Annotated in this window: 22 protein-coding genes; 12 read left to right on the top strand and 10 right to left on the bottom strand. The window is 64.0% G+C overall.

The window, feature by feature from the left end; genetic code table 11:
• Nucleotides 1-48: 48 nt before the first annotated feature.
• On the top strand, nt 49-429 hold the full coding sequence (locus tag BLU39_RS25765) for a TraR/DksA family transcriptional regulator (protein ID WP_092718689.1): 381 nt from the start codon (nt 49-51) through the stop codon (nt 427-429).
• Nucleotides 430-592: 163 nt separating this feature from the next.
• On the opposite strand, the gene phbB is transcribed toward BLU39_RS25765, so the two are convergent.
• Nucleotides 593-1,339, bottom strand: a complete 747-nt coding sequence (phbB, locus tag BLU39_RS25760) for an acetoacetyl-CoA reductase (RefSeq protein ID WP_092718686.1) — start codon at nt 1,337-1,339, stop codon at nt 593-595.
• Nucleotides 1,340-1,507: 168 nt separating this feature from the next.
• Between phbB and BLU39_RS25755 the strand changes: the two genes are divergently transcribed.
• On the top strand, nt 1,508-2,374 hold the full coding sequence (locus BLU39_RS25755; protein ID WP_092718683.1) for a universal stress protein: 867 nt from the start codon (nt 1,508-1,510) through the stop codon (nt 2,372-2,374).
• Nucleotides 2,375-2,394: 20 nt separating this feature from the next.
• On the opposite strand, the gene BLU39_RS25750 is transcribed toward BLU39_RS25755, so the two are convergent.
• The 7 genes from BLU39_RS25750 to BLU39_RS25720 all read right to left on the bottom strand — a co-directional run bounded on the left by BLU39_RS25750 (nt 2,395) and on the right by BLU39_RS25720 (nt 8,754).
• The gene (locus tag BLU39_RS25750; protein ID WP_092718681.1) at nt 2,395-2,754 is read right to left on the bottom strand and encodes a hypothetical protein; all 360 of its coding nucleotides are present in this window, start codon (nt 2,752-2,754) and stop codon (nt 2,395-2,397) included.
• 191 nt (nt 2,755-2,945) lie between these two features.
• Complete coding sequence (locus BLU39_RS25745) at nt 2,946-3,512, bottom strand: glycine zipper domain-containing protein (protein WP_092718678.1); 567 nt, start codon at nt 3,510-3,512, stop codon at nt 2,946-2,948.
• A 106-nt stretch (nt 3,513-3,618) separates the two neighbouring features.
• Nucleotides 3,619-4,362 (bottom strand): amino acid ABC transporter ATP-binding protein, encoded by a 744-nt coding sequence (locus tag BLU39_RS25740; protein ID WP_092718675.1) that lies wholly within the window; start codon nt 4,360-4,362, stop codon nt 3,619-3,621.
• Nucleotides 4,359-5,051: an amino acid ABC transporter permease gene (locus tag BLU39_RS25735; protein WP_092718672.1), complete on the bottom strand. Its 693-nt coding sequence runs from the start codon at nt 5,049-5,051 to the stop codon at nt 4,359-4,361. The genes BLU39_RS25740 and BLU39_RS25735 overlap by 4 nt, the downstream gene beginning before the upstream one ends.
• Nucleotides 5,051-5,728: an amino acid ABC transporter permease gene (locus tag BLU39_RS25730; RefSeq protein ID WP_092718669.1), complete on the bottom strand. Its 678-nt coding sequence runs from the start codon at nt 5,726-5,728 to the stop codon at nt 5,051-5,053. The genes BLU39_RS25735 and BLU39_RS25730 overlap by 1 nt, the downstream gene beginning before the upstream one ends.
• 19 nt (nt 5,729-5,747) lie before the next feature.
• Nucleotides 5,748-6,578, bottom strand: a complete 831-nt coding sequence (locus BLU39_RS25725) for a transporter substrate-binding domain-containing protein (RefSeq protein WP_092718666.1) — start codon at nt 6,576-6,578, stop codon at nt 5,748-5,750.
• A 91-nt stretch (nt 6,579-6,669) separates the two neighbouring features.
• Nucleotides 6,670-8,754, bottom strand: coding sequence for a serine hydrolase domain-containing protein (locus BLU39_RS25720; RefSeq protein WP_157808910.1), 2,085 nt, complete (start codon nt 8,752-8,754; stop codon nt 6,670-6,672).
• Nucleotides 8,755-8,918: 164 nt separating this feature from the next.
• On the opposite strand from BLU39_RS25720, the gene BLU39_RS25715 reads away from it, so the two are divergent.
• Nucleotides 8,919-10,568, top strand: a complete 1,650-nt coding sequence (locus tag BLU39_RS25715; protein ID WP_092718660.1) for a histidine kinase — start codon at nt 8,919-8,921, stop codon at nt 10,566-10,568.
• Entirely contained in the window at nt 10,565-11,254 is a 690-nt protein-coding gene (locus BLU39_RS25710; RefSeq protein ID WP_092718657.1) for a LytR/AlgR family response regulator transcription factor, read from the top strand. The genes BLU39_RS25715 and BLU39_RS25710 overlap by 4 nt, the downstream gene beginning before the upstream one ends.
• 4 nt (nt 11,255-11,258) lie before the next feature.
• Here BLU39_RS25710 and BLU39_RS25705 read toward each other — a convergent pair whose 3' ends face one another.
• Both BLU39_RS25705 and BLU39_RS25700 read right to left on the bottom strand, forming a co-directional pair.
• On the bottom strand, nt 11,259-12,131 hold the full coding sequence (locus BLU39_RS25705) for a M90 family metallopeptidase (protein WP_092718654.1): 873 nt from the start codon (nt 12,129-12,131) through the stop codon (nt 11,259-11,261).
• Nucleotides 12,132-12,365: 234 nt separating this feature from the next.
• Entirely contained in the window at nt 12,366-12,866 is a 501-nt protein-coding gene (locus tag BLU39_RS25700) for a winged helix-turn-helix domain-containing protein (RefSeq protein WP_223278908.1), read from the bottom strand.
• A 467-nt stretch (nt 12,867-13,333) separates the two neighbouring features.
• Here BLU39_RS25700 and BLU39_RS25695 point away from each other — a divergent pair, with 467 nt between their 5' ends.
• The 8 genes from BLU39_RS25695 (at nt 13,334) to BLU39_RS25660 (ending at nt 21,094) form a co-directional block, all read left to right on the top strand.
• Entirely contained in the window at nt 13,334-13,570 is a 237-nt protein-coding gene (locus tag BLU39_RS25695; protein WP_092718652.1) for a hypothetical protein, read from the top strand.
• 398 nt (nt 13,571-13,968) lie between these two features.
• Entirely contained in the window at nt 13,969-14,970 is a 1,002-nt protein-coding gene (locus BLU39_RS25690; RefSeq protein WP_092718649.1) for an ABC transporter substrate-binding protein, read from the top strand.
• A gap of 24 nt (nt 14,971-14,994) precedes the next feature.
• Nucleotides 14,995-15,816, top strand: a complete 822-nt coding sequence (locus tag BLU39_RS25685; RefSeq protein WP_092718646.1) for an ABC transporter permease — start codon at nt 14,995-14,997, stop codon at nt 15,814-15,816.
• 11 nt (nt 15,817-15,827) lie between these two features.
• Nucleotides 15,828-16,619: an ABC transporter ATP-binding protein gene (locus BLU39_RS25680; protein ID WP_092718644.1), complete on the top strand. Its 792-nt coding sequence runs from the start codon at nt 15,828-15,830 to the stop codon at nt 16,617-16,619.
• 122 nt (nt 16,620-16,741) lie between these two features.
• Nucleotides 16,742-18,640, top strand: coding sequence for a sensor histidine kinase (locus tag BLU39_RS25675; protein ID WP_092718641.1), 1,899 nt, complete (start codon nt 16,742-16,744; stop codon nt 18,638-18,640).
• Nucleotides 18,627-19,973 carry a sigma-54-dependent transcriptional regulator gene (locus BLU39_RS25670; RefSeq protein WP_092718638.1) on the top strand — a complete coding sequence of 449 codons (1,347 nt, stop codon included), beginning with the start codon at nt 18,627-18,629 and terminating at the stop codon, nt 19,971-19,973. Before BLU39_RS25675 ends, BLU39_RS25670 begins: the two co-directional genes overlap by 14 nt.
• Nucleotides 19,974-20,089: 116 nt before the next feature.
• The gene (locus BLU39_RS25665; RefSeq protein WP_139178490.1) at nt 20,090-20,554 is read left to right on the top strand and encodes a hypothetical protein; all 465 of its coding nucleotides are present in this window, start codon (nt 20,090-20,092) and stop codon (nt 20,552-20,554) included.
• A gap of 27 nt (nt 20,555-20,581) precedes the next feature.
• A complete protein-coding gene (locus BLU39_RS25660; RefSeq protein ID WP_092718632.1) occupies nt 20,582-21,094 on the top strand; it encodes a hypothetical protein in 513 nt (170 codons plus the stop codon).
• Nucleotides 21,095-21,154: the final 60 nt, after the last annotated feature.

The raw sequence follows: 21,154 nt of genomic DNA, 5'->3' as shown, positions 1-21,154 counted from the left end.
CGCCCATCCTGGACTACCATAGAGGAGAGACTCCTATCGGGGACAGCCATGAATGGATTGCCGCAAGACCAGTTGCAACGCCTGCAGGGCGTGCTGGAGCAACGCAAGCTGGCGCTGCAGGAACAGATCGATAGCGAAGCGGCCGAAGCGGACGCGCGCGCCTCCTTGCTTAATGAAATCGAAGCCTCGCCGGCCGACAACGCCAGCGTGCGCACCTTGAACGCCCTCGTCAGCGAAGCGGCCGAGCACAATCAGGCGCAACTGGCCATCATCAAGCACGCGCTGGCCAAGTTTGCCGATGGCAGCTACGGCCTGTGCGACAGCTGCGGCGAAGCCATCGGCCTGTCGCGCCTGAACGCCCGCCCGGAAGCGCGGCTGTGCATCGATTGCCAGACGCGGCTGGAAAAAGCCCGGCGCCCGGTACCATAAGGGCTGCATGACTGCGCAACAACAAAGGGCAAGGCATCGCTGCCCTGCCCCCTGTATTCCAGCGTGACTGCCATTGCCTGCCGTCCTGCGCCAGCGTCTGTGCGCCGGCTGGGTGGACGGGTCTCCTCTACTGCCATTGCCTCTGTGCAAGCTGTTCGCTTGCTTAACTCATGTGCTGCCCGCCATTGATGGCGATGTTCGCGCCCGTCACAAACGCGGCCTCGTCCGATGCCAGGTAAGCGACCAGGGCGGCCACCTCGTCCGGCTCGCCCAGGCGGCCCAGGGGAATTTGCGGCAGGATCTTCGTTTCCATGATATCGGTGGGCACGGCCGTCACCATCTGCGTGCGCAAATAGCCGGGCGAAACCGTATTGACGGTGATGCCGTGGCGCGCCACTTCCAGCGCCAGCGCCTTGCTGAAGCCATGCACGCCCGCCTTGGCGGCCGCGTAATTGCACTGACCAAACGCGCCCTTCTGGCCATTGACGGACGAGATATTGATGATGCGCCCCCATTTATGTTCGAGCATCGGTTCGAGCACCTGCTTGCTCATGTTGAACAGGCTGTCGAGATTGGTACGCATGACCTCGCTCCAATGCGGCAATTCCATCTTGCGCATGCTCTGATCGCGCGTGATGCCGGCGTTGTTGACCAGCACGTCGATGCGACCGAACTGCGCCAGCACGCTGGACACGGCCTCGCCGCAGGCGGCGAAATCCGTCACGTCGAGGGCCAGCGGATGAAAATAATACTGCTGCGCCTGCTGCTCGTCGAGCCAGCCAGCCACCCGCGCATTGCCCGGCGTATGCGCGGCCACGACGGCAAAGCCCGCCCCATGCAGGCGGCGGCACAAGGCCGTGCCCAGGCCGCCCATGCCGCCCGTGACCAGCGCTACTTTTTGCTCCTTCATGACTGTTTCTCCCCGCTTGTTATGGTTGTTCTGCGTGGCATCAAGTGTAGGAGCAGTTTTTATAGCCAGCCTTGCGCCATATCAAATGCCCAGTCTGATGCAGTCGTGCGCGACGGGCACCCGGGACTGTGCCAGAATGGCCGCTACTGCACAGCGAGAGGACAGGCCATGACGTATAAAACCGTATTGCTCCACGTCGACGACAGCGCGGGGCGCGCCGCCCGCATCGAAGCGGCGGCCAGCATCGCCCAGGCTTGCGGCGGCCACCTGACGGGCGTGGCGCTGACGGGCGTGTCGCGCCTGCTGTACCAGAACCAGCCCGACCTCGATGCGGACCCGAATCTGAGCCTGCACCTGAACTTCCTGCGCGACCGGGCCACGCGCGCCCTCGACGGTTTCGAGGCGCAGGTGCGCGCGGCCGGCGTCGCCTCGTTCGAACAGCGCGTGCTCGACGACGAGGCGGCGGGCGGCATCAGCCTGCTCGCCCGCTATGCGGACCTGGTCGTCATCAGCCAATACAATGCCAAGGATAAATCGCCGTCCGTGATGCGCGACTTTCCCGCCTATGTGCTGCTGCATTCGGGCCGACCCGTGCTGATCGTGCCGTATGCGCCGCCGCTGCCCCTGCTGGCGCCGCCGGCGGCCGCGCGCAATGTGCTCATTTCCTGGAATGCCAGCAAGGAAGCGAGCCGCGCCGTGAGCGCCGCCCTGCCCCTGCTGCAGCGCGCCGGCCAAGTCCACGTGGCCATCTTCGACGCCCAGGTGCATGCCGCCGAGCACGGCGAACAGCCGGGCGCGGAACTGACGCAATACCTGGCGCGCCACGGCGTGGAAGCGCGGCTGCATTTGCTCGATGGCGGTGGCGTGCGGCGCGGCGATATCGGCGAAGCGCTGCTGTCGCAGGCGGCCGACCTGTCGGCCGACTTGCTGGTGATGGGGGCGTATGGCCATTCGCGCCTGCGCGAAACCATCCTCGGTGGCGTCACGCGCACGATTTTGCAAAGCATGACGATCCCCGTGCTGATGGCGCACTAGGGATTATTCAAAGGGGCGGGCTAGCCGCCCTGCCAGGGCTGGCTGCGGATTTTCGCCACCTGGCGCTGCGCCAGCCACTGCCACAGCTGCAAGGCGGCGTCCTGCGGCAAGGCCGACATGTGGCGCGGACTGGCCAGGGCGATTTCGCAATCGCGGTCCGACCATTCCTCGAAAGTGACTTCGCCTCCGCTAGCGACTTCGACCTGATACATCAAGCCGTCGTCGTAGCCAAAGCGCAACAGCACGGCGGCCGGGCCGCCGTCCTGCGTGGCGCCGCCGCCGCGGTAGACCTCGGCCAGCGCATCGGCCAGCTGTGCCGGCGAGGGCGCGCAGATGTCGCGCCCGTCGGCCCGTGTCAGAATGAACCATGCCTGTGTCATGACGCGACCTCCTATTCATACTCGTTAGCATGCGAGGCAAGTACTACAGGCAGTCACCTGGGTCCAGTGTCACTTCGGGCGCGCGGAAACTATCCCTGTCGGCATTGAATTATTACGAATACTAACAAGGATCATACCTAAAATTTCATGCGGCGCGGCATTTATGCATATTCCACAGCCGGCACGCCGATTCAGGCCACCAGCACGGGAATGCTGAGCGGGTCGAAATCGTGCCAGTCGCCATTGGCGATCGTGCCTTCCGCTTCCTCGATGTGCTCGGCGCCCAGCCGGTGCAAGGTCTCGAGCGCCCGTTCGCGCTCGTCGGGGCCGCCCAGCGCGACAGCGATCAGCATGCCAGGGTGGCGGGGCTGGCGGCGGTTTTCGCCATTTTCCTCGCCATTGGCTTCCGGCTCACCCGCCTCCTTCATCTTGTTGAAACTGTAGAGCGAGCCCACGTGGGCGCCCACCAGCGCCCCCACCACCGGGCCCAGCGGCCCCGTCGCCAGGGTGGTGGCCGCGCCGATGCCCGCACCCACGGCGGCCCCGACGGCCACGCCTTCGGCGACGCCCTCGGGCGTTTCCTTCGCGCCCGGCGACACGTCGCGGTCGCCGCCCAGCGCATGCAAGTCGTGCTGGCCCGGCTGGTTGACAAAGAAGGAACTGATGCGGCTATCGGGAAAGCCCGCCTGGTTCAGGGCCGCGCGCGCGGCGTCGATCTGTTCCTGCAACTGAAAATGACCTGCGATGATGCGTGACATGGTACGGCCCTCCTGGTCGGCTGCTGGCGCAACGCGCGCCGCTTGCCTGGCTAGCGTGCGCTTGCCGCCAGCGAAATACCGTTCGCTTGCGCACACAGCCGCCCAATCATGCGGCCGCGCCGAAGGGACTGCGGATATCGGACAGGAATTGCTGTGCGCGCGCATGTTGCGGCCGCGTAAAAAATTCATCGGGCGTGGCCCGTTCCAGTACTTGTCCGTGGTCCATGAACCAGACGCGGTCCGCCACTTCGCGCGCAAAGCCCATTTCATGCGTCACGCACACCATCGTCATGCCGCCCCGCGCCAGGTCGCGCATCACTTGCAGCACCTCGCCCACCATTTCCGGGTCCAGCGCACTCGTCGGTTCGTCGAACAGCATCAGCGGCGGCTGCATGGCCAGCGCGCGGGCGATGGCCACGCGCTGCTGCTGCCCGCCCGACAGGGCCGCCGGCATGGCCCGCGCCTTGTGCGCCAGCCCCACCCGTTCCAGCAGGGCCAGCGCCCGCTCCTCGGCCTCGCGCCGGGTCAGGCCGCGCAAGCGCTGCGGCGCCAGCGCGCAATTGTCCAGCACGGACAAATGCGGGAACAGGTTGAATTGCTGGAATACAAAACCGATGTGCGAGCGGAAGGCATTCACGTCCAGCCCCGGCGCGTAAATGTCCTGGCCCGCCACCGTGATGCGACCCGAAGCGATAGGTTCGAGCCGGTTGATGGTGCGGATCAGGGTCGACTTGCCGGAGCCGGACGGCCCGCACACGACCAGCACCTCGCCCTTGGCCACATGCTCGTTGATGCCATTCAAGGCGTGATAATCGCCATAGTATTTGTTGACGTTGTCAAAGTTGATCATGCCGCCGCTTTCAAGAGACGCGCCTGGCGCCGCTCGAGCCAGAAGGCGGCGCGCGACAGGCTGAAACATAAAACAAAATACGTCATGCCCAGCAGGAAATACACTTGCACGGGTTTCGTCAGCACCAGGCCATTGACTTGCGTAGCGATGAACGACACTTCAGTCAGGCCGATGATGGTTCCCAGCGAGGTTTCCTTGATCGTCGAGACGAACTGGTTCACCAGCGAAGGCAGCATGTGGCGCAGCGCCTGCGGCAGCACGACCTGGCGCATGCTGTCCAGATAGTTCAAGCCCAGCGAACGGGCCGCTTCCACCTGTCCGCGCGGCACGGCTTGCACGCCGGCGCGCACGATCTCCGCCAGATAAATGCCGTCGAAAATGACGAGGGCGGCCAGCATGGTGCCGAACTGCCCGCCTTCATGGCCCGTGATGCTGGGCAGGAAAAAATAGGCCCAGAAGATGACGAGCAGCAAGGGGATGCCCCGTACCACGTGGATCAGCGCGGCGACGGGCCAGCGCAGCAGCCGCCAGGGACTCAAGCGCGCCAGCCCCAGCAGCAAGCCGAACGGCAAGCTGAGCACCAGTGCCAGGCTGGCCAGCAGCACCGTCAGCGCGAGGCCGCCCAGCGGTCCCTCGGGATAGCGTCCGACGAGGAAATACAGCCAGTAATCGTGTATCAGTTCCAGCATCAGGACACCTTCTTTTGCAGCCAGGCCGCCAGGCCCGCGATGAGCAGGGAAACGGCCAGATACGCCGCGCTGGCGAAAATGAACGCATCGACGCTGCGGAACGAAGCCGCCTCCACGCGCTGGGTCTGGTACATCAGTTCGGCCACGCCGATGACGGTGGCGATGCTGGTGTTTTGCCACAGGTTCAGGGTTTGCGACAGCAGCGGCGGCGCGGCCAGGCGCAGCGCCTGCGGCACGATGCACAAACGCATGGTGGCGAGAAAGCTGAACCCCAGCGCCCGGCCCGCCTCGAATTGCTGGACAGGAATAGCGCGGATGCCGCTGCGGATGTCTTCCGCCATGTAGGCGGCCGTGTACAAGGTCAGGGCCGCGATGGCGCTGGCAGCTTCGATATTGCCGGCATACAAGCGCTCCTTCCACGTGTCGGGCAGCAATTCGGGCGCGCCGAAATACCAGAACAGGAAGTGGGCCAGCAAGGGCACGTTACGGATCAGCTCGACATACGCGGCACCCAGCCCGTTGAGCAGGCGCGACGGCGCCAGGCGCAGCATGGCCACGCCGCACGCCAGCGGCAAAGCCAGCAGCAAGGTGACGCCCATCAGTTGCAGAGAGAGCAGCAGGCCGGACAGCAACCAGTCGCCATAGTCTCCGGCCAGTAAAAAGTTCAGATCAAACATGCGGAAGAGGCGGCAAGATTCAGGCGTCGATCTGGTCCGATTCAATCCTAAATGTGCGTTTCTGGAATTTCACATTGCTCGTCGGGCCATACCATTTGAAGAACAGTTTTTCTGCCTCGCCCGACTTTTCCAGTTCCCGCAGCACCTTATCGACGGCTGTTTTCACGCCCGTCTCGCCCTTGCGTATGCCGAAGGCAAACACTTCCTGGCTGATGTTTTGCGGCAGCACAATGTAATCCTTTTGCGCGGCGCCCAGCTTGGCGTAGTTGTTGAGCAAGGAAACTTCATCGTCGACATAGCCGACGCCTTTTCCCTGCTGCAAGCCCAGGTAAGCCTGGCCCGCCGTCTCGAACGTCACCACGTCCACGCCGGGCACGGCCTTGCGGATATTCGGCTCCTGCGTGCCGCCCTTGACGGTCAGCACTTTCTTGCCAGCCAGGCCAGCGACCGTCGTGATATTGCTGCTTTTTTTGACCAGCACGCGCTGGCCCGTGTAGAACGTGGACAGGGAAAAATCGACGAGCGCTTCGCGTTCCTTGTTGTGCGTCAGGGACGCCGTCAGGATGTCGATGCGGCCCTGCTGCAATTCGGGAATGCGGGCGGCCACGGCCAGTTGCTTGATCACCGGCTTGACGCCAAGGCCCTGGGCGATGGCGCGGCACAAGTCCACTTCATAGCCGACCAGCTGGCGCGACCTGGCGTCGATGAAACTGTTGGGCTCGTCCGTGCCCAGGGTGCCGCAGACCAGCTCGCCCTTTGCCTTGATGCTGGCCAGCTGGTCCGCTTGCGCCACCTGGGTGAAGGCAATGGTGGTGAAAAGAAGCGCGGCGAAGTGAAGACGGGTCTGCATGGGATTCCTCTGGTGGATAACGAATGCCGCCATTAGACCGCGGCGCTCTTATTTCCAAAAAGGAATCTTTTCACCCTTGCTTATAAAGAATTCATCTAAGACGGATGATCGCCGCTTTGGCGCCCACGGCACCCGGATAGCCGGGGTCGAGCTGCAGCGCCTGGCGGTAGGCTTCGATGGCCTGCGGGCGCAAGTCTTGCTCCACATAAAATTCGGCCAGACTGTCCTGCAGATTCGCGTTGCGCGGATGCAGGCTGACGGCCGCTTGCAGCACGGCCATGCCTTGCGCCACGGCACCGCTGCCTTTCAAACGGTAAGCTTCCAGGTTCAGCGCCGCCGGACTGGCCGCACCCAGCGGATCGCGCTCCAGCGCCAGGCGCAGGGCCGCGAGGGCCGCTTCCGGCTTGCCGGCATGCAGCAAAGTCAAGCCTTGCAGCGCATGCGCGCGGTCGCTGAGCGGATACAGTTCCACGGCCAGGCGGCCGGCCGCCAGCGCCGCCTCCATCTCGCCGCGCGCGGCCGACGCTTGCGCCAGCTCCTGCAGCTCGGGCACGAAATCGGGATAGGCGCGCTGGCCGCGGAAGGCCGTGCGCAACTGGCTATCGCGTGCGGCGATGGATACCGGCGCGGCCGGCCAGGCGATGGCGGCCGTGCGGTCCCAGCTGCCAGCCAGGGTCACGATGGCTTGCTCGAAGGAAGCCTCAAAACGGGGCAGGGTACCTGCCTGTGCTCCTTGCGACAACAGGATATAGTCGCGTGCAAACGCCAGCGCGCCACCGCGCGCGTATTGAGTCAGGTCGACGCCTGCCTCGCGCAACTGCCTGGCCATGCTGGCGCCGGCCGTGAGAAACACGCGGCCGCCTGCGGGATGGCGGGCCGCGTCGATGAAGGCGCGCGCCGCCTTGGCCTCCGGCGCCAGCGCTTGCCGGTTGATTTGCGTAAAGGCTTCGCGCGTGGCGGCCGCATCGGCATACGGCTGATCCGTGCGCTCGGCGTACGCCCTGCCCTCCTCGAACAGGCCTTGCGCCACTTGGTACGCGCGCTGCGCGCCCGCATCGGCGATATACGTGTTCAGCTGCCACGGTTCGCCCGTGACCACCTCGAACAGGCGCTGTACGAAGACTTCGGGATTGACGCGCTCGAGGTTGGCGGCGACGGCAAGGGTCAGCTTGCGCGATGGAAAACTGTACAGATAGGTGACGGTTTCCGGCTGCTGGCCGCTGTGGGCGATGGCGTAGCGCCCGCCCGTCGGGACGACTTCCCAGCCCATGCCATAGTCCGTCAAGCGGCCGGCGCGCGTGACCATCGGCTGCACCATCGCGGCCACGCTGGCCGCCGACAGGATCTTGCCTTCATGCACGCCCCTGCCAAACGCCAGCATGTCAGGCACGCTGGCGCGCGTGCCGCCGGCGGAAAAGCGGCTGCTGATGTCGACGAATTCCGCATTCTTCCACTCCTTGCCGTCCAGGCGGTAGCCGCGCGCGCGATGGGCGATCACGGCGTCCGGGTCATCCATCACGATGGTGTCCATGCCCAGCGGCCCCCACACGTGGCGCCGCATGTAGCCGCCATAGCTTTCGCCCGAGGCACTCTCGATGACGGCACCCAGCAGGTTGTAGCCATAGCTCGTGTAGCGGAAGCGCGTGCCCGGTTCGGCGATCAGGTCGAACTGTTCGAAGACGGCGATGGACTGGCGCGTATCCTTGTGTTCCTTGAAGTGCTTTTCCGCCTTGCTGTCGCGGTAGGCGTCGATGCCGCCCAGATGGCCCAGCAACTGGCGCACGGTCACGGGAAACGGCTTGACGGGGAAGTAGGGCACATAGGTTTGCACGGGTGCGTCCAGGTCGATCTTGCCCTGTTCGACCAGTTGCAAGATGGCCACCGCCGTCATGGGCTTGGTGACGGACGCGAGCCGGTAGCTGGACCGGGCCGTGGCCGGCACGCGGTTTTCCAGGTCCGCATAGCCATAGCCTTTGACCCACTCCACGTCGCCCTGGCTGAAACCGACGGTGACGCCCGGGATGCGTGCCGTGTCCATGCGCTGGGCCACCCAGCCGTCGAAGTCGGCCAGGCGCGCGGCCAGCGCAGGAGCGGGAACAGAAGCGGGAGCGGAAGCGGCCTGCGCCACGCCGCAAAACAGCGCCAGCGCGCCGGCGAAACAAGTCTTGCTTTGCATAGTCATGAGTCCATGGTGAGGGCCGTGTCCACAGCACGGCGCTGAGGCATGGTAAGTGTCTTTTACACATTGTTGGCGGGCCGTGCACGAACTGCACGTGGCCAGCACGAACGGCACCGAAGTGGGTGAAAATGTTGCAAAGGGTTGGCAAATGAGCAGCTACAATGCCCGCCATGCCCTCCTGCTTCCGCTACCTGCTGCTGTGCTGCCTGGCCTTGCCCTCTTTCGCCATGGGCATGGACAGGCTATCGCTGGCCGAAGGCTGGCGCGCCTGCGGCGTCAGTGCTGCCACGCCCGCCGCTTCGCTGCGCCAGCTGCTCAAGCCTGGCCAGCTGCTGTGCGCCGAGCGCGACATCACCGTGGCCGCCACGCCCTCGTCGACGCAGCTGCTGGTGCTGTCGGCGCTGGCCGCCAGCGAATTCTGGCTGGACGGCATATTGATCGGCAGCAATGGCCAGCCGGCCCGCCAGGCCAGCGGGGAGCGCGCGGGCGACATCGATTTCGCCATCCACCTGACGCCACGGCAGTTGTCCATGGGCACGCACCATCTGCGCCTGCTGCTGTCGACGCAGCAGGCGCCGGCCCGCCTGGCGTCGCCATTCTATGCGCTGTACCTGGTCGACCGGCAAGACTACCGCGCAGCGCTGGCCTGGTACCGGCTGCCGCCGCTGCTGCTGGCCGGGGCTCTGGGCGCCGCCGCCCTGCTTTTCTTTTCCTTGACGACGCTGTACCAGCGGCAGCGGCACTGGGCCATGTTTGCCGCGCTGTGCCTGGTGGCGGCGCTGCTGCTGGTGGTGGAACTCTGGCGCAGCGTTGCCGGCTATGCCTATCCCTTGCACTTGCCGCGCCTGTACGCCGTCAGCGCCCTGACCTGGCTGTTTTCCGCCTTGCTGCCCCTGTATTTTTATACGGCATACCGGCTGCCGCGCTGGCCGCTGGCGGCGGCCTTGCTGCTGGCGGGCATCGCGCTGGCCGGCGCGCTGCCCGCGCATTTCGACTCGCGCTGCTGGTCGATGTTTTTGACGGGCCTGGCAGCGAGCCTGGCGCTCAACCTGGGCGCCCTGTGGCGCCGCCTGCCGGGCAGCCGCGGCGGCGCCTTGATCGCGCTGGCGTCTTGCGCCCTGTTCCTGCTGACGGGCAGCCAGTTTGCCGAAGGCGGCTTCGCCCTCGTCGTGTGTTTCTTGCTGCTGCCCCTGTGCGCGCAATTGCTGGCCCAGCTGCTGCGCGAACGCGGCAAGGCGGCGCGTGCCCGGCAGCTGGAAAACCAGCTCTTGCGCAAAAGCATGCAACCGCATTTCCTGATGAATTCCCTGAGCCTGATCGGCGAACTCAATGCGCAATCGCCGCAGGCGGCCGAAACCTTCATCGAAGCGCTGGGCGCCGAGTTGCGCATGCTCAACGAGTTCGCCCAGCAGCCCAGCATTGCACTGACGCAGGAACTGGCCCTGTGCCAGAATTACCTGAGTATCATGGGCACGCGGCTGCAGCAACCGTGCAGCCTGCAGCTCGATGGCGAAGCGGCAGGCATCACCGTGCCGCCCGCCATGTTGCTGACGGCGCTGGAAAATGCGTTCAGCCACAACCGCTACCGCCACGGCGCGGTCTTTATCCTGCGCATCGCACACCATACGCAAACGCAGGTGCTCACCCTGCTCCTGCCTGAAGGCGAGACGCGACCGCACGCGGGCGGCGGCGTGGGCGAACAGTACATCCGCGCCAGCCTGCACGCCGTGTTTGGCGACAGCGCCCGCTATGACAGCGCGCCACGGCAACCAGGCTGGCGCCTCACCTTTACCTTGCCGGCGGCGCCATGAAGGTGTTGATACTGGAAGATGAACCGCTGATCGCGCAAGGCCTCGAACGCGAGGTGCGCGCGCATTTCGGCGCGCGCCTCGGCAATCTCGTGCTGCATGACAATGTCCCGCAAGCGCTGGCCGCGCTGGCCCAGGGACAGGTCGACTTGCTGCTGCTGGACTTGAACCTGCATGGCGCGGACGGCTATGACTTGCTGCGCCTGGCCCAGACAGCCCCGTTGCAGACCATCATCGTCTCGGCCCACGCGGAACGCTCGATCACGGCCTTCGAGTTCGGCGTGCTCGACTTCGTTGCCAAGCCTTTCAGCCGCGAACGGCTGCACAAGGCGCTGCAACGCTATACGGGACGGCATACGCAAGCGGCCTCGCTGGCCGTCAAGAAACGCGGGGCGCTGGAATGGATCGCCATGGCCGACATCGACCACGTACAAGCCGATGGCCACTACAGCAACATCGTGCTGCGCAGCGGCGAACAGTGTTTTCACGACCTGGCCATCGACAAGCTCATGGCCCTGCTGCCGCCCCACTTCCTGCGCGTGCACCGCTCCTACATCGTCAACAGCCTGGGTTTCAAAAGGCTGCAGATCGCGGCGGGCGGCAAATACGCGCTCGACACGCAAACGAGCACGGGCATACCCGTGTCGCGCAGCAGCTATCCCGCGCTGAAACGGCGGCTGCTGGGCTGAACGCCTACCAGTGCGGCGCGTAGTTGGGAAACGGCGAGGCCATGTGCTCGGGCTCCAAGGGCGGCGCCATCCAGTCGCGCGGATCGACCTTGTAGTACTGCAAGAATTGCGCGTACAGTTCCTCGTGGTGCTCGGCCATCTGGTACGGTTTTTCAAAGAAGGTTTCCGTGGCCACGGCAAAGAATTCGGCGGGATTCGTGGCGCCGTAATGGTCCATCACGCTGTGCTGCTGGTAGATGGCGTCATGGCGCAGGTTGTCGAAGTCGCGCGACAGCACGGTGGCCCAGCTGCGGTAGCTCGACACGCTGGGCAAATACGGTGCGCCATTCGCGGCGCCCGATTCGCTGTCGAGCTGGTGGGCAAATTCATGCAGCACGACATTGTGGCCATCGGTCCAGTCGGCCGCCCCGCGCTGCACGTGGTCCCAGGCCAGCACCACTCTGCCATCGCCCCAGGATTCGCCCAACAAACCATTGGCCGATGGCGTGACCACGCCGCCCGGCCCCACTTCATCGCGCGTGACGATGAATTCCGTGGGATACACGAGGATGGTGTCGAGTTCCGGATACACCTGGGTCTGGCGGTTCAGCAGCAGCAAACAAGCCTGGCCGGCGATGGTATAGCGCATCTCGTCCGTGATCTCCAGGCCGCCGCAACCGACGAATTTCTTCTGATACAGGAATTGCACGACGAGGCGGCGCAATTGTTCCTGCAGCGGCGCCGGCATGCGGGGATAGACGGGAATATTCTTTTCCAGCACGGCCAGGCCTTCAGCCGGCAAGGGCCTGGACAGGGCCCGCTTCAGGCGCCAGCGGGGAAACCACAGCGAAAAGACGATGGCGGCCGTGACGAGGGCGATCCACAGCAGCGGATTCATGCGGCGGCCCGCGTCAGGACTATGGCGGCGATGGGGCAAAAGAACACGGCGTAGGCAGACAAGGACAAGCTCCTTCAAGTGAACCCGCGCGTTGCGGGCAGCAGTCCAGCCCACATGGGGATGCTTGCAGTCTTTTCAATCAGACGACGTAAAATGGCCTGCCCCAACGCCAAAAGCCGGGTTGCAACCCGGCTTTCATTACAACGTCACAACGCCTGACAAAACCGTCAGCTATTACTCGGCCGACTTTTGCTGCGGCGCACCGAACAAGGCTGCCACCAGCGGATCGCGCGTCACGGGACCGCGGTTGACGCGGATGGCGTAATGCGTGTCATCGGCCAGGATGTGGAAGTGACGGCCGCTGCCTGCCATGCTTTGCTCGCGCAGGCCTGGGCGGTCCTTGCGCGGTGGCGCGCCTTCGCGTTTCGGCTGGACGATGGCGGCCAGGAAGGCGCGCACGCGCTCAGGGTCAGGGGTCAGCTGGTACACTGCCTTGCCCAGGTAGGTGGCGGTACCTTCGATGTAGCGTGCCAGTTCGATCACGCCCGCCTCGCGCAGGTCGCGGATGTATTTGCGGGCGCCCGATGGCGAAAACTTGAGGAACCAGGCGATTTCATCGGCCAGCATCTCGTGCAGCGACAATTCGCCGATCAGCTTTTGCATGTTCTCGATGCGGCGCAGGGTGGCCGACGTCGAACGCACGCGCTCGATCGGTGCCATGGAAATGGGATTCATGCGTTCCGGGGGGATGGGTGCTGCGCGTTCGACCATTTGCGAGCCTTTTTCGGGGCTACGAAGTTCCTGGTGCGCTGCCTTTAATTCGCTCTTCACGTGAGACTGAGTCATTGCATGCATTTGAATACTCCTTTTAAACGATTGCCGGTAGCCCGGATTGTTAAGTTCTTGGCAATTTTTATACCAGAACGCCACGAATCCTGAGCGTCTGGGCACAGAATGCCTGTGTCGGCGGCTGCGGTCTGTGCGTTAACGAACATTAGAAGCAAGAAAGTGAAAAATATTGCCCTACTGAATTATTTCTCTCGTGGCATTCAAAAATGACATCTCCAAACTCCGTACTCGCATTTGCACACAAAGTGAAATAGCGAACAGAAGCGTGGGCACTCTTGCAATAAATTCAAGCCTCTTGGGCGGCGCCCGCCGCCCGCATCGCGCCAATCTTGATACTTTGCAAAGGAACCATCATGAACATGCCTAGTCTGCTGGCCGCCGCCGCCCTGATCACCTTGTCCGCCTGCAAAAAACCGGCCGAAGCACCGCTGCCGGAAACGGCACCCAATCCCAGTTCCGCGCCACAAGTGATGCCGCCTCCCGTCGCGCCAGCCACGCCGGAAGCGGGTCCTGGCAGCACGACGCCGCCCGCGCCGCTGACGGACCCGGCCACCGCACCCGCCCTGCCGCCCGCCACGACGCCGAAGTAAGCGCGGCAGACAGAGCTATCCATCAAGCGCCCGCGCGGCGCCGCCCCTACTCCACGGGGGAGTTACGCGTTGCCAGCCTGTTTGCAACGCGTTTTTTTACGATTGGAGTCGGCCATGCCATGAAGGTTCAACGGCATGTAAGCCCGCAAGCCGATATCGAACCAGACCCCTCCAAAATGCGGCAATCCGCACAGCCATTCCACTCGCCGTGCGGAAAGACGGAATTCCACCATTTCCCATTTTCAACAGATTCAAATTAAACCTTTATAAACAATCACTTGCAATAAACGCCAAAATGCGCTCCACTGGCACGGAAGATGCTTTTATATTTTCATACCGCCGTCAGAGCGGCAGCCTGACCCATATATAAAAACCATCTACCTTTTGGAGACAACAGCATGGCACGCACCTTCCGCATCTCGTCCTTCCTGAACACCAAGGCACTGGCCATCGCCGTCGCGCTGGCCGCGCAATTCCCGCTGGCCGTGCATGCGGCCGATACCGTACGTCTGGGCAACCTGAAATTCGCCCATTACGGCGCCGTCGCCTACATGAAGGAAATCGCGCCGAAATACGACCTGAAAATCGAAGAGCGCATCTTCGCCAAGGGCCTCGACATCGTGCCGGCCATGATCGCCGGCGAAATCGACGTGTCGGCCAGCGCGCTGGAAGCGGCCATCACGGGCCGCGCCACGGGCTTGCCCGTCTACCTGGTGGGCGGCTTCGCCAAGGGCGGCGTGCAGATCGTCGGCCGCCCGGACTTGAACATCAAGGGCATCGCCGACCTGAAAGGCAAGAAAGTCGGCGTCACGCGCGGTGGCCCGCAGGAAATCCTGCTGTTTGCCGAATTGTCGAAGGCGAACCTGACCTGGTCCGACAAGCCGGGCAAGGACGTGCAGATCCTGTACATGGGCTACCCGGACCTGAACCAGGCACTGCTGACCAAGGATATCGACGCCATGAGCCAGTCCGAGCCGTACTCCACGCAAGCCATCCACAAGAAATACGGTTCGGCCATCCTCAAGCCTTACGACACCCCGCTGGGCGAGCCCGTGCGCGCGCTCGTGATGACGGAAAAGATGTACAAGGAAAAGCCGGCCGTGGCCCAGCGCTTCATGGATTGCTTCGTCGCCGCCACCCGCGCCTTCCTGGCCGACCCGAAACTGGCGGAAAAATACGTGCGCGAATCGATGTTCAAGAACCAGATCACGAGCGATGATTACCGCGACGCCATCGACAATGCCATCTTCACGGAAGACATCACGCAAAGCCACGTGCAGCTGACCACCGACTACATGATGAAATTCGGCGTGGGCCGCATGGCCAAGCCGCCTGTCGCCAAGGATTGGGTCAAGCTGGACCTGCTGGAAAAAGCCAAGAAATCCTACGCTCCACGCTAATCACGCCAATCTGAAAGTCTCACGATGAATATGCAAATGATGAAACGCTTCGCGCACGGTGCCGCCGTGCCCGTCGCCGTGCTGTTGCTGTGGCAAGCCATGTCGACCTTCGGCTGGATCAATCCGCAAATCCTGCCCTCGCCCGTGGCCGTGGTGGTGAAGTGGTATGAATACCTGATGCCGCTGCAAGCGTACACGCCCGAAGCGGGCAATTACCTGGTGTGGATGTTCTCGGGCGAATTGCCGCACGACGCCTGGGCCAGCCTGTCGCGCGTGCTGGGCGGCTTTGCCATCGGCGCCGGCCTGGCCTTGCCGCTGGGTTTGCTGATGGGCACCAACAAGACCATCTACAAACTGTTCGACCCGCTGGTGCAGGTGCTGCGCCCGATTCCGCCCATCGCCTACATTCCGCTGGCGATCTTGTGGTTCGGCCTGGGCAATCCACCTGCGTTCTTCCTGATCAGCATCGGTTCCTTCTTCCCCGTGCTGATGAATACCATCGCCGGCGTGCGCCAGGTCGACGGCATCTATATCCGCGCCGCGCGCAACCTGGGCGCTAGCCAGATGACGATGTTCCGCCGCGTCATCCTGCCGGCCGCCACGCCGTATATTTTGGCCGGCGCGCGCATCGGCATGGGCACGGCCTTCATCGTCGTGATCGTGGCGGAAATGATCGCCGTCAACAGCGGCCTCGGCTTCCGCATCCTGGAAGCGCGCGAGTACTTCTGGTCCGACAAGATTATCGCCGGCATGTTCACCATCGGCCTGTTCGGCCTGGCCATCGATATCGCCATGAATGCCCTGAATAATCATTTGCTGCAGTGGCACCGCGGCCTGGAACACTGAGAGGAACGGCCATGACCACGATCAATATCAATGCAGTCAATAAAATCTTCACCACGGGCGGCGCGGACGTCATCGCCCTGAAGGACATCAACCTGGAAATCGCCAGCGGCGAGTTCATCTGCCTGCTGGGACCGTCCGGCTGCGGCAAGTCGACCCTGTTGAACGCCATCGCCGGCTTCTCGCAGCCGACGTCGGGCCAGATCTTGGCCGGCGGCAAGCTGATCACAGAACCCGGTCCCGACCGCGGCATGGTGTTCCAGGAATACGCGCTGTTCCCGTGGATGAGCATCGAAGCCAATATCGCTTTCGGCCTGGAAATCGCCGGCAAGACGCCGGCCGAGATCCGCGAACGGGTCGACATGCTGCTGAGCATGCTGGGCTTGACGGAATTCCGTGCCCGCTACCCGAAAGACTTGTCGGGCGGCATGCGCCAGCGCGTGGCCATCGCCCGCGTGCTGGCTCTCGATTCGCCCATCATGCTGATGGATGAACCGTTCGGCGCGCTGGACGCCTTGACGCGACGCAACCTGCAAGATGAATTGCTGAAAATCTGGAAAGTCTTCGGCACCACCATCGTGTTCGTCACGCACTCGATCGAGGAATCGATCTACCTGGCCGACCGCACTATCGTCATGACCTACCGTCCCGGCACCATCAAGCGCGACGTGGCCATCGACCTGCCCCGCCCGCGCGACCCGAGCGACCCCGAGTTCAACCGCTTGAAGCGCATGCTGGGCGAGATGGTGATGGAAGAGCAGCAGCGTCATCACAATGCGGAGACGATGGCAAGTACCGCTGATTAATCGTCGTGCAAGCTAACCCGAAAGCAAGTGCCGGGGTCGGACCTTAAGGTCCGACCCCAGTCTTCGACTTGCGGGTTTCAGCCTTACAATACCGTCGTATTTCACCCGACACACGGAGCACCATGGCAGCCGGCAAATGGCCCCTGAGACAGCTACTCGCCCCCCTGCTGGCCGTGGGGTCGCTGGTCGTGCTGGCGTGGGCGTCGTATGCCTGGGTGCGGCAGCGCCAGCTCGATGAATTGCACCGCACCCTCGATTCGCGCGCGGAACTGTATGCGGCGTCCATCGGCGGCGCACTCAACAAGTACGAATTCCTGCCCCTGGCCGTGGCCCAGAGCGATGCGGTGGCGCAATTGCTGGAACAGCCCAGCGCCGACAAGGTCACGCAGATCAACGCCTACCTGGTCGACATGAACCGCCGCGCGGGCGCCTTTGCCGTCTACGTGCTCGACGACAAGGGCACGACCCTGGCGTCGAGCAACTGGCAAGACCGCAGCTCGTACGTGGGCGTCAACTACGGCTTCCGTCCGTATTTCAAGAACGCCATCGCGGGCGGCATCGGCCGCTTCTACGGCATCGGTTTTTCCACCTTCGAGGCCGGCTATTTCATTTCGCAGCCCGTGCAGCGCGACGGGCGCATCATCGGCATCGTCGCCGCCAAGGTCAACCTGGACTGGATCGAGCAATCGTGGCGCACGCCCGGCGCGGGCGAACAGATCTGGGTCAAGGATGCGAATGGCGTGATCATCCTGGCCACCACACCCGCCTTCAAGTTCAAGACGCTCGCCCCGCTGTCGGCGGACGCCAAGAAGGACATCAGCGAACAGCGCCAGTTCCTGCAGGAAAATCTCCCCATCCTGCCGCACCGCGTCAGCCGCCAGTTCGCCGACGGCGCCAGCGTGATGACACTGGAACGTCCGCAGGCTGGCGACACCCCCGCCCTGTCCGGCAGCGCCGACTATCTGGCAGTGAACCGCGCCTTGGGCCCGTTGCAATGGCAGATCACCGTGCTGGCCGAGCTCGACCAGGTGAGTGAGGCGGCGCGCAACGCGGCCATCGCCGCCGCGCTGGGCTGGGCCTCGCTGCTGCTGGCCCTGATGTATGCGCGCCAGCGCCGGCGCCGCATCGCCGACAAGCTCAATGCGCAACAAACCCTGGCGCGCGCGTATGAACAGCTGGAAATCAAGGTCGAGCAGCGCACGGCCGACCTCGTCCATGCGAATGGCCGCCTGCAGGCCGAGGTGACGGAACGCGAGCGGGCCGAGCAAACCTTGCGCTATGCGCAGGCCGAACTGGTGCAAAGCGGCAAGCTGGCGGCCATCGGCCAGATGGCGGCCGGCGTCACGCACGAGCTGAACCAGCCGCTGGCCGCCCTGCAAACGTTTTCCGACAATGCCAAGGTGTTCCTGGCGCGCGGTCAGATCGACGACGCGCTCGACAACCTGTCGACCATATCCGACCTCGTCAAGCGTCTCGGCTATGTGACGTCGCAACTGAAAGGCTTTGCCCGGCGCAGCGACGATGCCCGCAAGCCCGTCAGCGTGCGCCAGGCGTTCGCGCAAACCATGCTGCAAATCCGCACGCGCAAGAACTCGCAGCGTTTGACCCTGCATGAAAGCTGGCTGGAGGATGACATCATCGTGCTGTGCAACGCCATCGGCCTGGAACAGGTGTTTACCAACCTGATCACGAACGCCATGGATGCCGTGCCGGAAAGCGAGCCCGTGCAAATCTGGTTCCAGGTGCGCCGCGAAAACGACCTTGCCGTGCTGCATATCACCGATAATGGCCCCGGCATCCCGCTGGCCTCGCTCGACAAGATTTTCGACCCCTTCTACACCACCAAGGAACACGGGCTGGGCTTGGGTTTGTCGATCAGCGCTGGCATACTGCGCGCAGCCGGCAGCGCCCTGGCCGTGCGCAACCGCAGCGCGCAGGAAGGGGGCGGTGCGCAATTTACCATCACCCTGAGCTGCGACCCGGGGGAGAGAGACAAGGAAACATCTGATGCACGAGAATAATTTTGAAGGCATGCAAGTGCTGCTGGTGGAAGACGACGCCGTCGTGCGCAAGGGCGCCCGGCAATCGCTGGAACTGGCGGGCTTGCAAGTGACGGCCGTCGCCACGGCCGAGGAAGCGCTGCCCTATCTGGTGCCCGAATTTGCGGGCATTTTATTGAGCGACATCAAGCTGCCGGGCATGGATGGCTTGAAACTGCTCGATATCGCCGTGGCGCAGGATGCCAGCCTGCCCGTCATCCTCGTCACGGGCCACGGCGACGTGTCGATGGCCGTGGGCGCCATGCGCCGTGGCGCCTACGATTTCATCGAAAAACCGTTTTCCGCCGACTTGCTGGTGGAAGTGTGCCGCCGCGCACTCGACAAGCGCCACCTGGTGCTGGAAAACATGAACTTGCGCCGCCAGCTCGAGCAGCGCGTCGGCATCGAGGCGCGCATCGTCGGTCGCAGCGCGGCCATGGCCAAGGTGCGCCAGCTGGTGCTGAACCTGGCGCCGAAATCGGCCGACATCATCATCCTCGGCGAAACGGGGACGGGCAAGGAACTGATCGCCCGCTGCCTGCACGACTTCAGCGAGCGGCGCGACCATCCTTTCGTGGCCATCAACTGCGGCGCCCTGCCCGAGTCGATCTTCGAATCGGAACTGTTCGGCCACGAGGAAGGCGCGTTTACGGGCGCGCAGCGCCAGCGCATCGGCAAGATCGAGTACGCGAACGGCGGCACCCTGTTCCTCGATGAAATCGAAAGCATGCCGCTGGCCCTGCAAGTGAAACTGCTGCGCGTGCTGCAGGAGCGGCAGGTGGAACGGCTCGGTTCGAACAAACTCATTTCCGTCAATTTCCGCGTGATCGCCGCCGCCAAGGAAGATTTGAATGTGCTGGCCGAACAGGGCAAGTTCCGGCCCGACCTGTATTACCGCCTGAACGTGGCCAGCCTGACCCTGCCCGCCCTGCGCAACCGGCGCGAGGATATCCCGCTGCTGTTCGAGTTCTTCGTGCTGCAGGCGGCGCTGCGCTATGGCCAGCCGGCCGCCCTCGTCAGCGGCGAACTGGTCGCGTCCCTGATGGCGCAGCGCTGGGCCGGCAATGTGCGCGAGCTGCACAACGTGGCCGACCGCTTCGTGCTGGGTCTGCTCGACGACACGCTGAGCCCGGCCGGCTGCCGCGAAGCGTCGCTGGCCGAGCAGGTGGACACGTTCGAAATTTCCATCATCGAGGAAGCCTTGCGCCGCCACAATGGCAACGTCGTCGACGCGGCCGCCAGCTTGAATATTCCAAAGAAAACCCTGTACGACAAGCTCAAGCGTTTCGACATTTCAACCGAGCAGTTCCGCTGACGCCTGCGCCGCGACCAGCCATGCCCCCACAGCAGCAGGCGGCGCGCTCCTACTTGCCGCCCTGCCCGCGCGTGCCAGAATCGTGACTCCATTTCCTGCCACGAGAAGGAGTTCCCATGAAACCATCCGCATTGATGCTGGCCATCCTGCTGTTCGGTAGTGCAAGCGCCCTGGCACAGGCGCAATCGACGGGCACCGGCAATACCACGGGCAGCACTGGCAACACCGGTACGTCCGCCCAGCAAAATACATCGCAAGACGACACGACGACGACGCGCAAACATGGCAAGAAACAGCACAAGAAATCGGACAAATCGCGCAGCCACGACACGGGACAATCGACCAGCGGCAGCAACTCGGGCGGCGGCGCCCCGGGCAGCGCCGGCCAGTCCGCAGGCAACGCCGCGCGCAGCGGCACGCAGAACATGAACGGCAACACGGGCGGCACAGGCACGTCGGGGACTTCCGGCAATAGCGGCACCTCTGGCACGTCGGGCAACACCGGCAACAGCGGCAACAGCGGCAATTCCGGCACCACGGGCAACACGGGCGTGGTGCCGCCGCGCCAGCCCGGCCGCTAAGCGCCGCCAACGCGGCACGGGACGGCCATGACGGCGCTGCAGGTCGCGCTGCTGTTGCACGGCCTGCTGGGCGGGGCCGACGTCATCCTCAACCACGAGCTGCTCGTGCGGCTGCCGTCGCGTCCGGGCGCGGCCGCCGAGCAGCGCCTGCACAGCGCGCGCGAAGCCATCTTCGGCCTGCTGTTTCCCTCGCTGGGCCTGTTCAGCTGGCATGGCTGGCTGGCCTGGTGGCCCGTGGCATTGCTGCTGGCGGAGATACTGGTCTCGCTGCGCGACACCGTGGTCGAAGGCGACACGCGCCGCTTGCCCGTGCCAGAACGCATCTTGCACGTCCTGCTGTTCATTAACCTGGGCGTGATCGCCACCTTGCTGTTGCAAGCGCTGCCCGGCTGGCTTGCCCTGCCGACCGCCATGCAAGCCCTGCCGCCCAGCGCAGCTGGCCAGTGGCTGGCCGCCATGGGTGCCATCTCGCTGGCATGGTGCGTGCGCGATGGCTTGAGCGCGCGGCGCCTGCGCTTGCGTGCGGGTCAACAGGCTTAAACACTGGCAATATGCTCACACGCGCATGCGGCATATTCCTACTTGGAAACGGCGACACGC

The organism is Janthinobacterium sp. OK676, from assembly GCF_900103595.1.
Taxonomy (GTDB): Bacteria; Pseudomonadota; Gammaproteobacteria; order Burkholderiales; family Burkholderiaceae_D; genus Janthinobacterium.
This window is presented reverse-complemented; position numbering and strand designations above follow the sequence as displayed.

Coding starts and splice junctions, on each gene's coding strand:
- BLU39_RS25665 (WP_139178490.1), top strand. CDS start 20,090: ATGAAACCATCCGCATTGATGCTGGCCATCCTGCTGTTCGGTAGTGCA.
- BLU39_RS25660 (WP_092718632.1), top strand. CDS start 20,582: ATGACGGCGCTGCAGGTCGCGCTGCTGTTGCACGGCCTGCTGGGCGGG.
- BLU39_RS25695 (WP_092718652.1), top strand. CDS start 13,334: ATGAACATGCCTAGTCTGCTGGCCGCCGCCGCCCTGATCACCTTGTCC.
- BLU39_RS25710 (WP_092718657.1), top strand. CDS start 10,565: ATGAAGGTGTTGATACTGGAAGATGAACCGCTGATCGCGCAAGGCCTC.
- BLU39_RS25705 (WP_092718654.1), bottom strand. CDS start 12,131: ATGAATCCGCTGCTGTGGATCGCCCTCGTCACGGCCGCCATCGTCTTT.
- BLU39_RS25755 (WP_092718683.1), top strand. CDS start 1,508: ATGACGTATAAAACCGTATTGCTCCACGTCGACGACAGCGCGGGGCGC.
- BLU39_RS25730 (WP_092718669.1), bottom strand. CDS start 5,728: ATGTTTGATCTGAACTTTTTACTGGCCGGAGACTATGGCGACTGGTTG.
- BLU39_RS25735 (WP_092718672.1), bottom strand. CDS start 5,051: ATGCTGGAACTGATACACGATTACTGGCTGTATTTCCTCGTCGGACGC.
- BLU39_RS25740 (WP_092718675.1), bottom strand. CDS start 4,362: ATGATCAACTTTGACAACGTCAACAAATACTATGGCGATTATCACGCC.
- BLU39_RS25685 (WP_092718646.1), top strand. CDS start 14,995: ATGAATATGCAAATGATGAAACGCTTCGCGCACGGTGCCGCCGTGCCC.
- BLU39_RS25745 (WP_092718678.1), bottom strand. CDS start 3,512: ATGTCACGCATCATCGCAGGTCATTTTCAGTTGCAGGAACAGATCGAC.
- phbB (WP_092718686.1), bottom strand. CDS start 1,339: ATGAAGGAGCAAAAAGTAGCGCTGGTCACGGGCGGCATGGGCGGCCTG.
- BLU39_RS25720 (WP_157808910.1), bottom strand. CDS start 8,754: ATGCAAAGCAAGACTTGTTTCGCCGGCGCGCTGGCGCTGTTTTGCGGC.
- BLU39_RS25765 (WP_092718689.1), top strand. CDS start 49: ATGAATGGATTGCCGCAAGACCAGTTGCAACGCCTGCAGGGCGTGCTG.
- BLU39_RS25725 (WP_092718666.1), bottom strand. CDS start 6,578: ATGCAGACCCGTCTTCACTTCGCCGCGCTTCTTTTCACCACCATTGCC.
- BLU39_RS25715 (WP_092718660.1), top strand. CDS start 8,919: ATGCCCGCCATGCCCTCCTGCTTCCGCTACCTGCTGCTGTGCTGCCTG.
- BLU39_RS25670 (WP_092718638.1), top strand. CDS start 18,627: ATGCACGAGAATAATTTTGAAGGCATGCAAGTGCTGCTGGTGGAAGAC.
- BLU39_RS25700 (WP_223278908.1), bottom strand. CDS start 12,866: ATGAATCCCATTTCCATGGCACCGATCGAGCGCGTGCGTTCGACGTCG.
- BLU39_RS25690 (WP_092718649.1), top strand. CDS start 13,969: ATGGCACGCACCTTCCGCATCTCGTCCTTCCTGAACACCAAGGCACTG.
- BLU39_RS25750 (WP_092718681.1), bottom strand. CDS start 2,754: ATGACACAGGCATGGTTCATTCTGACACGGGCCGACGGGCGCGACATC.
- BLU39_RS25680 (WP_092718644.1), top strand. CDS start 15,828: ATGACCACGATCAATATCAATGCAGTCAATAAAATCTTCACCACGGGC.
- BLU39_RS25675 (WP_092718641.1), top strand. CDS start 16,742: ATGGCAGCCGGCAAATGGCCCCTGAGACAGCTACTCGCCCCCCTGCTG.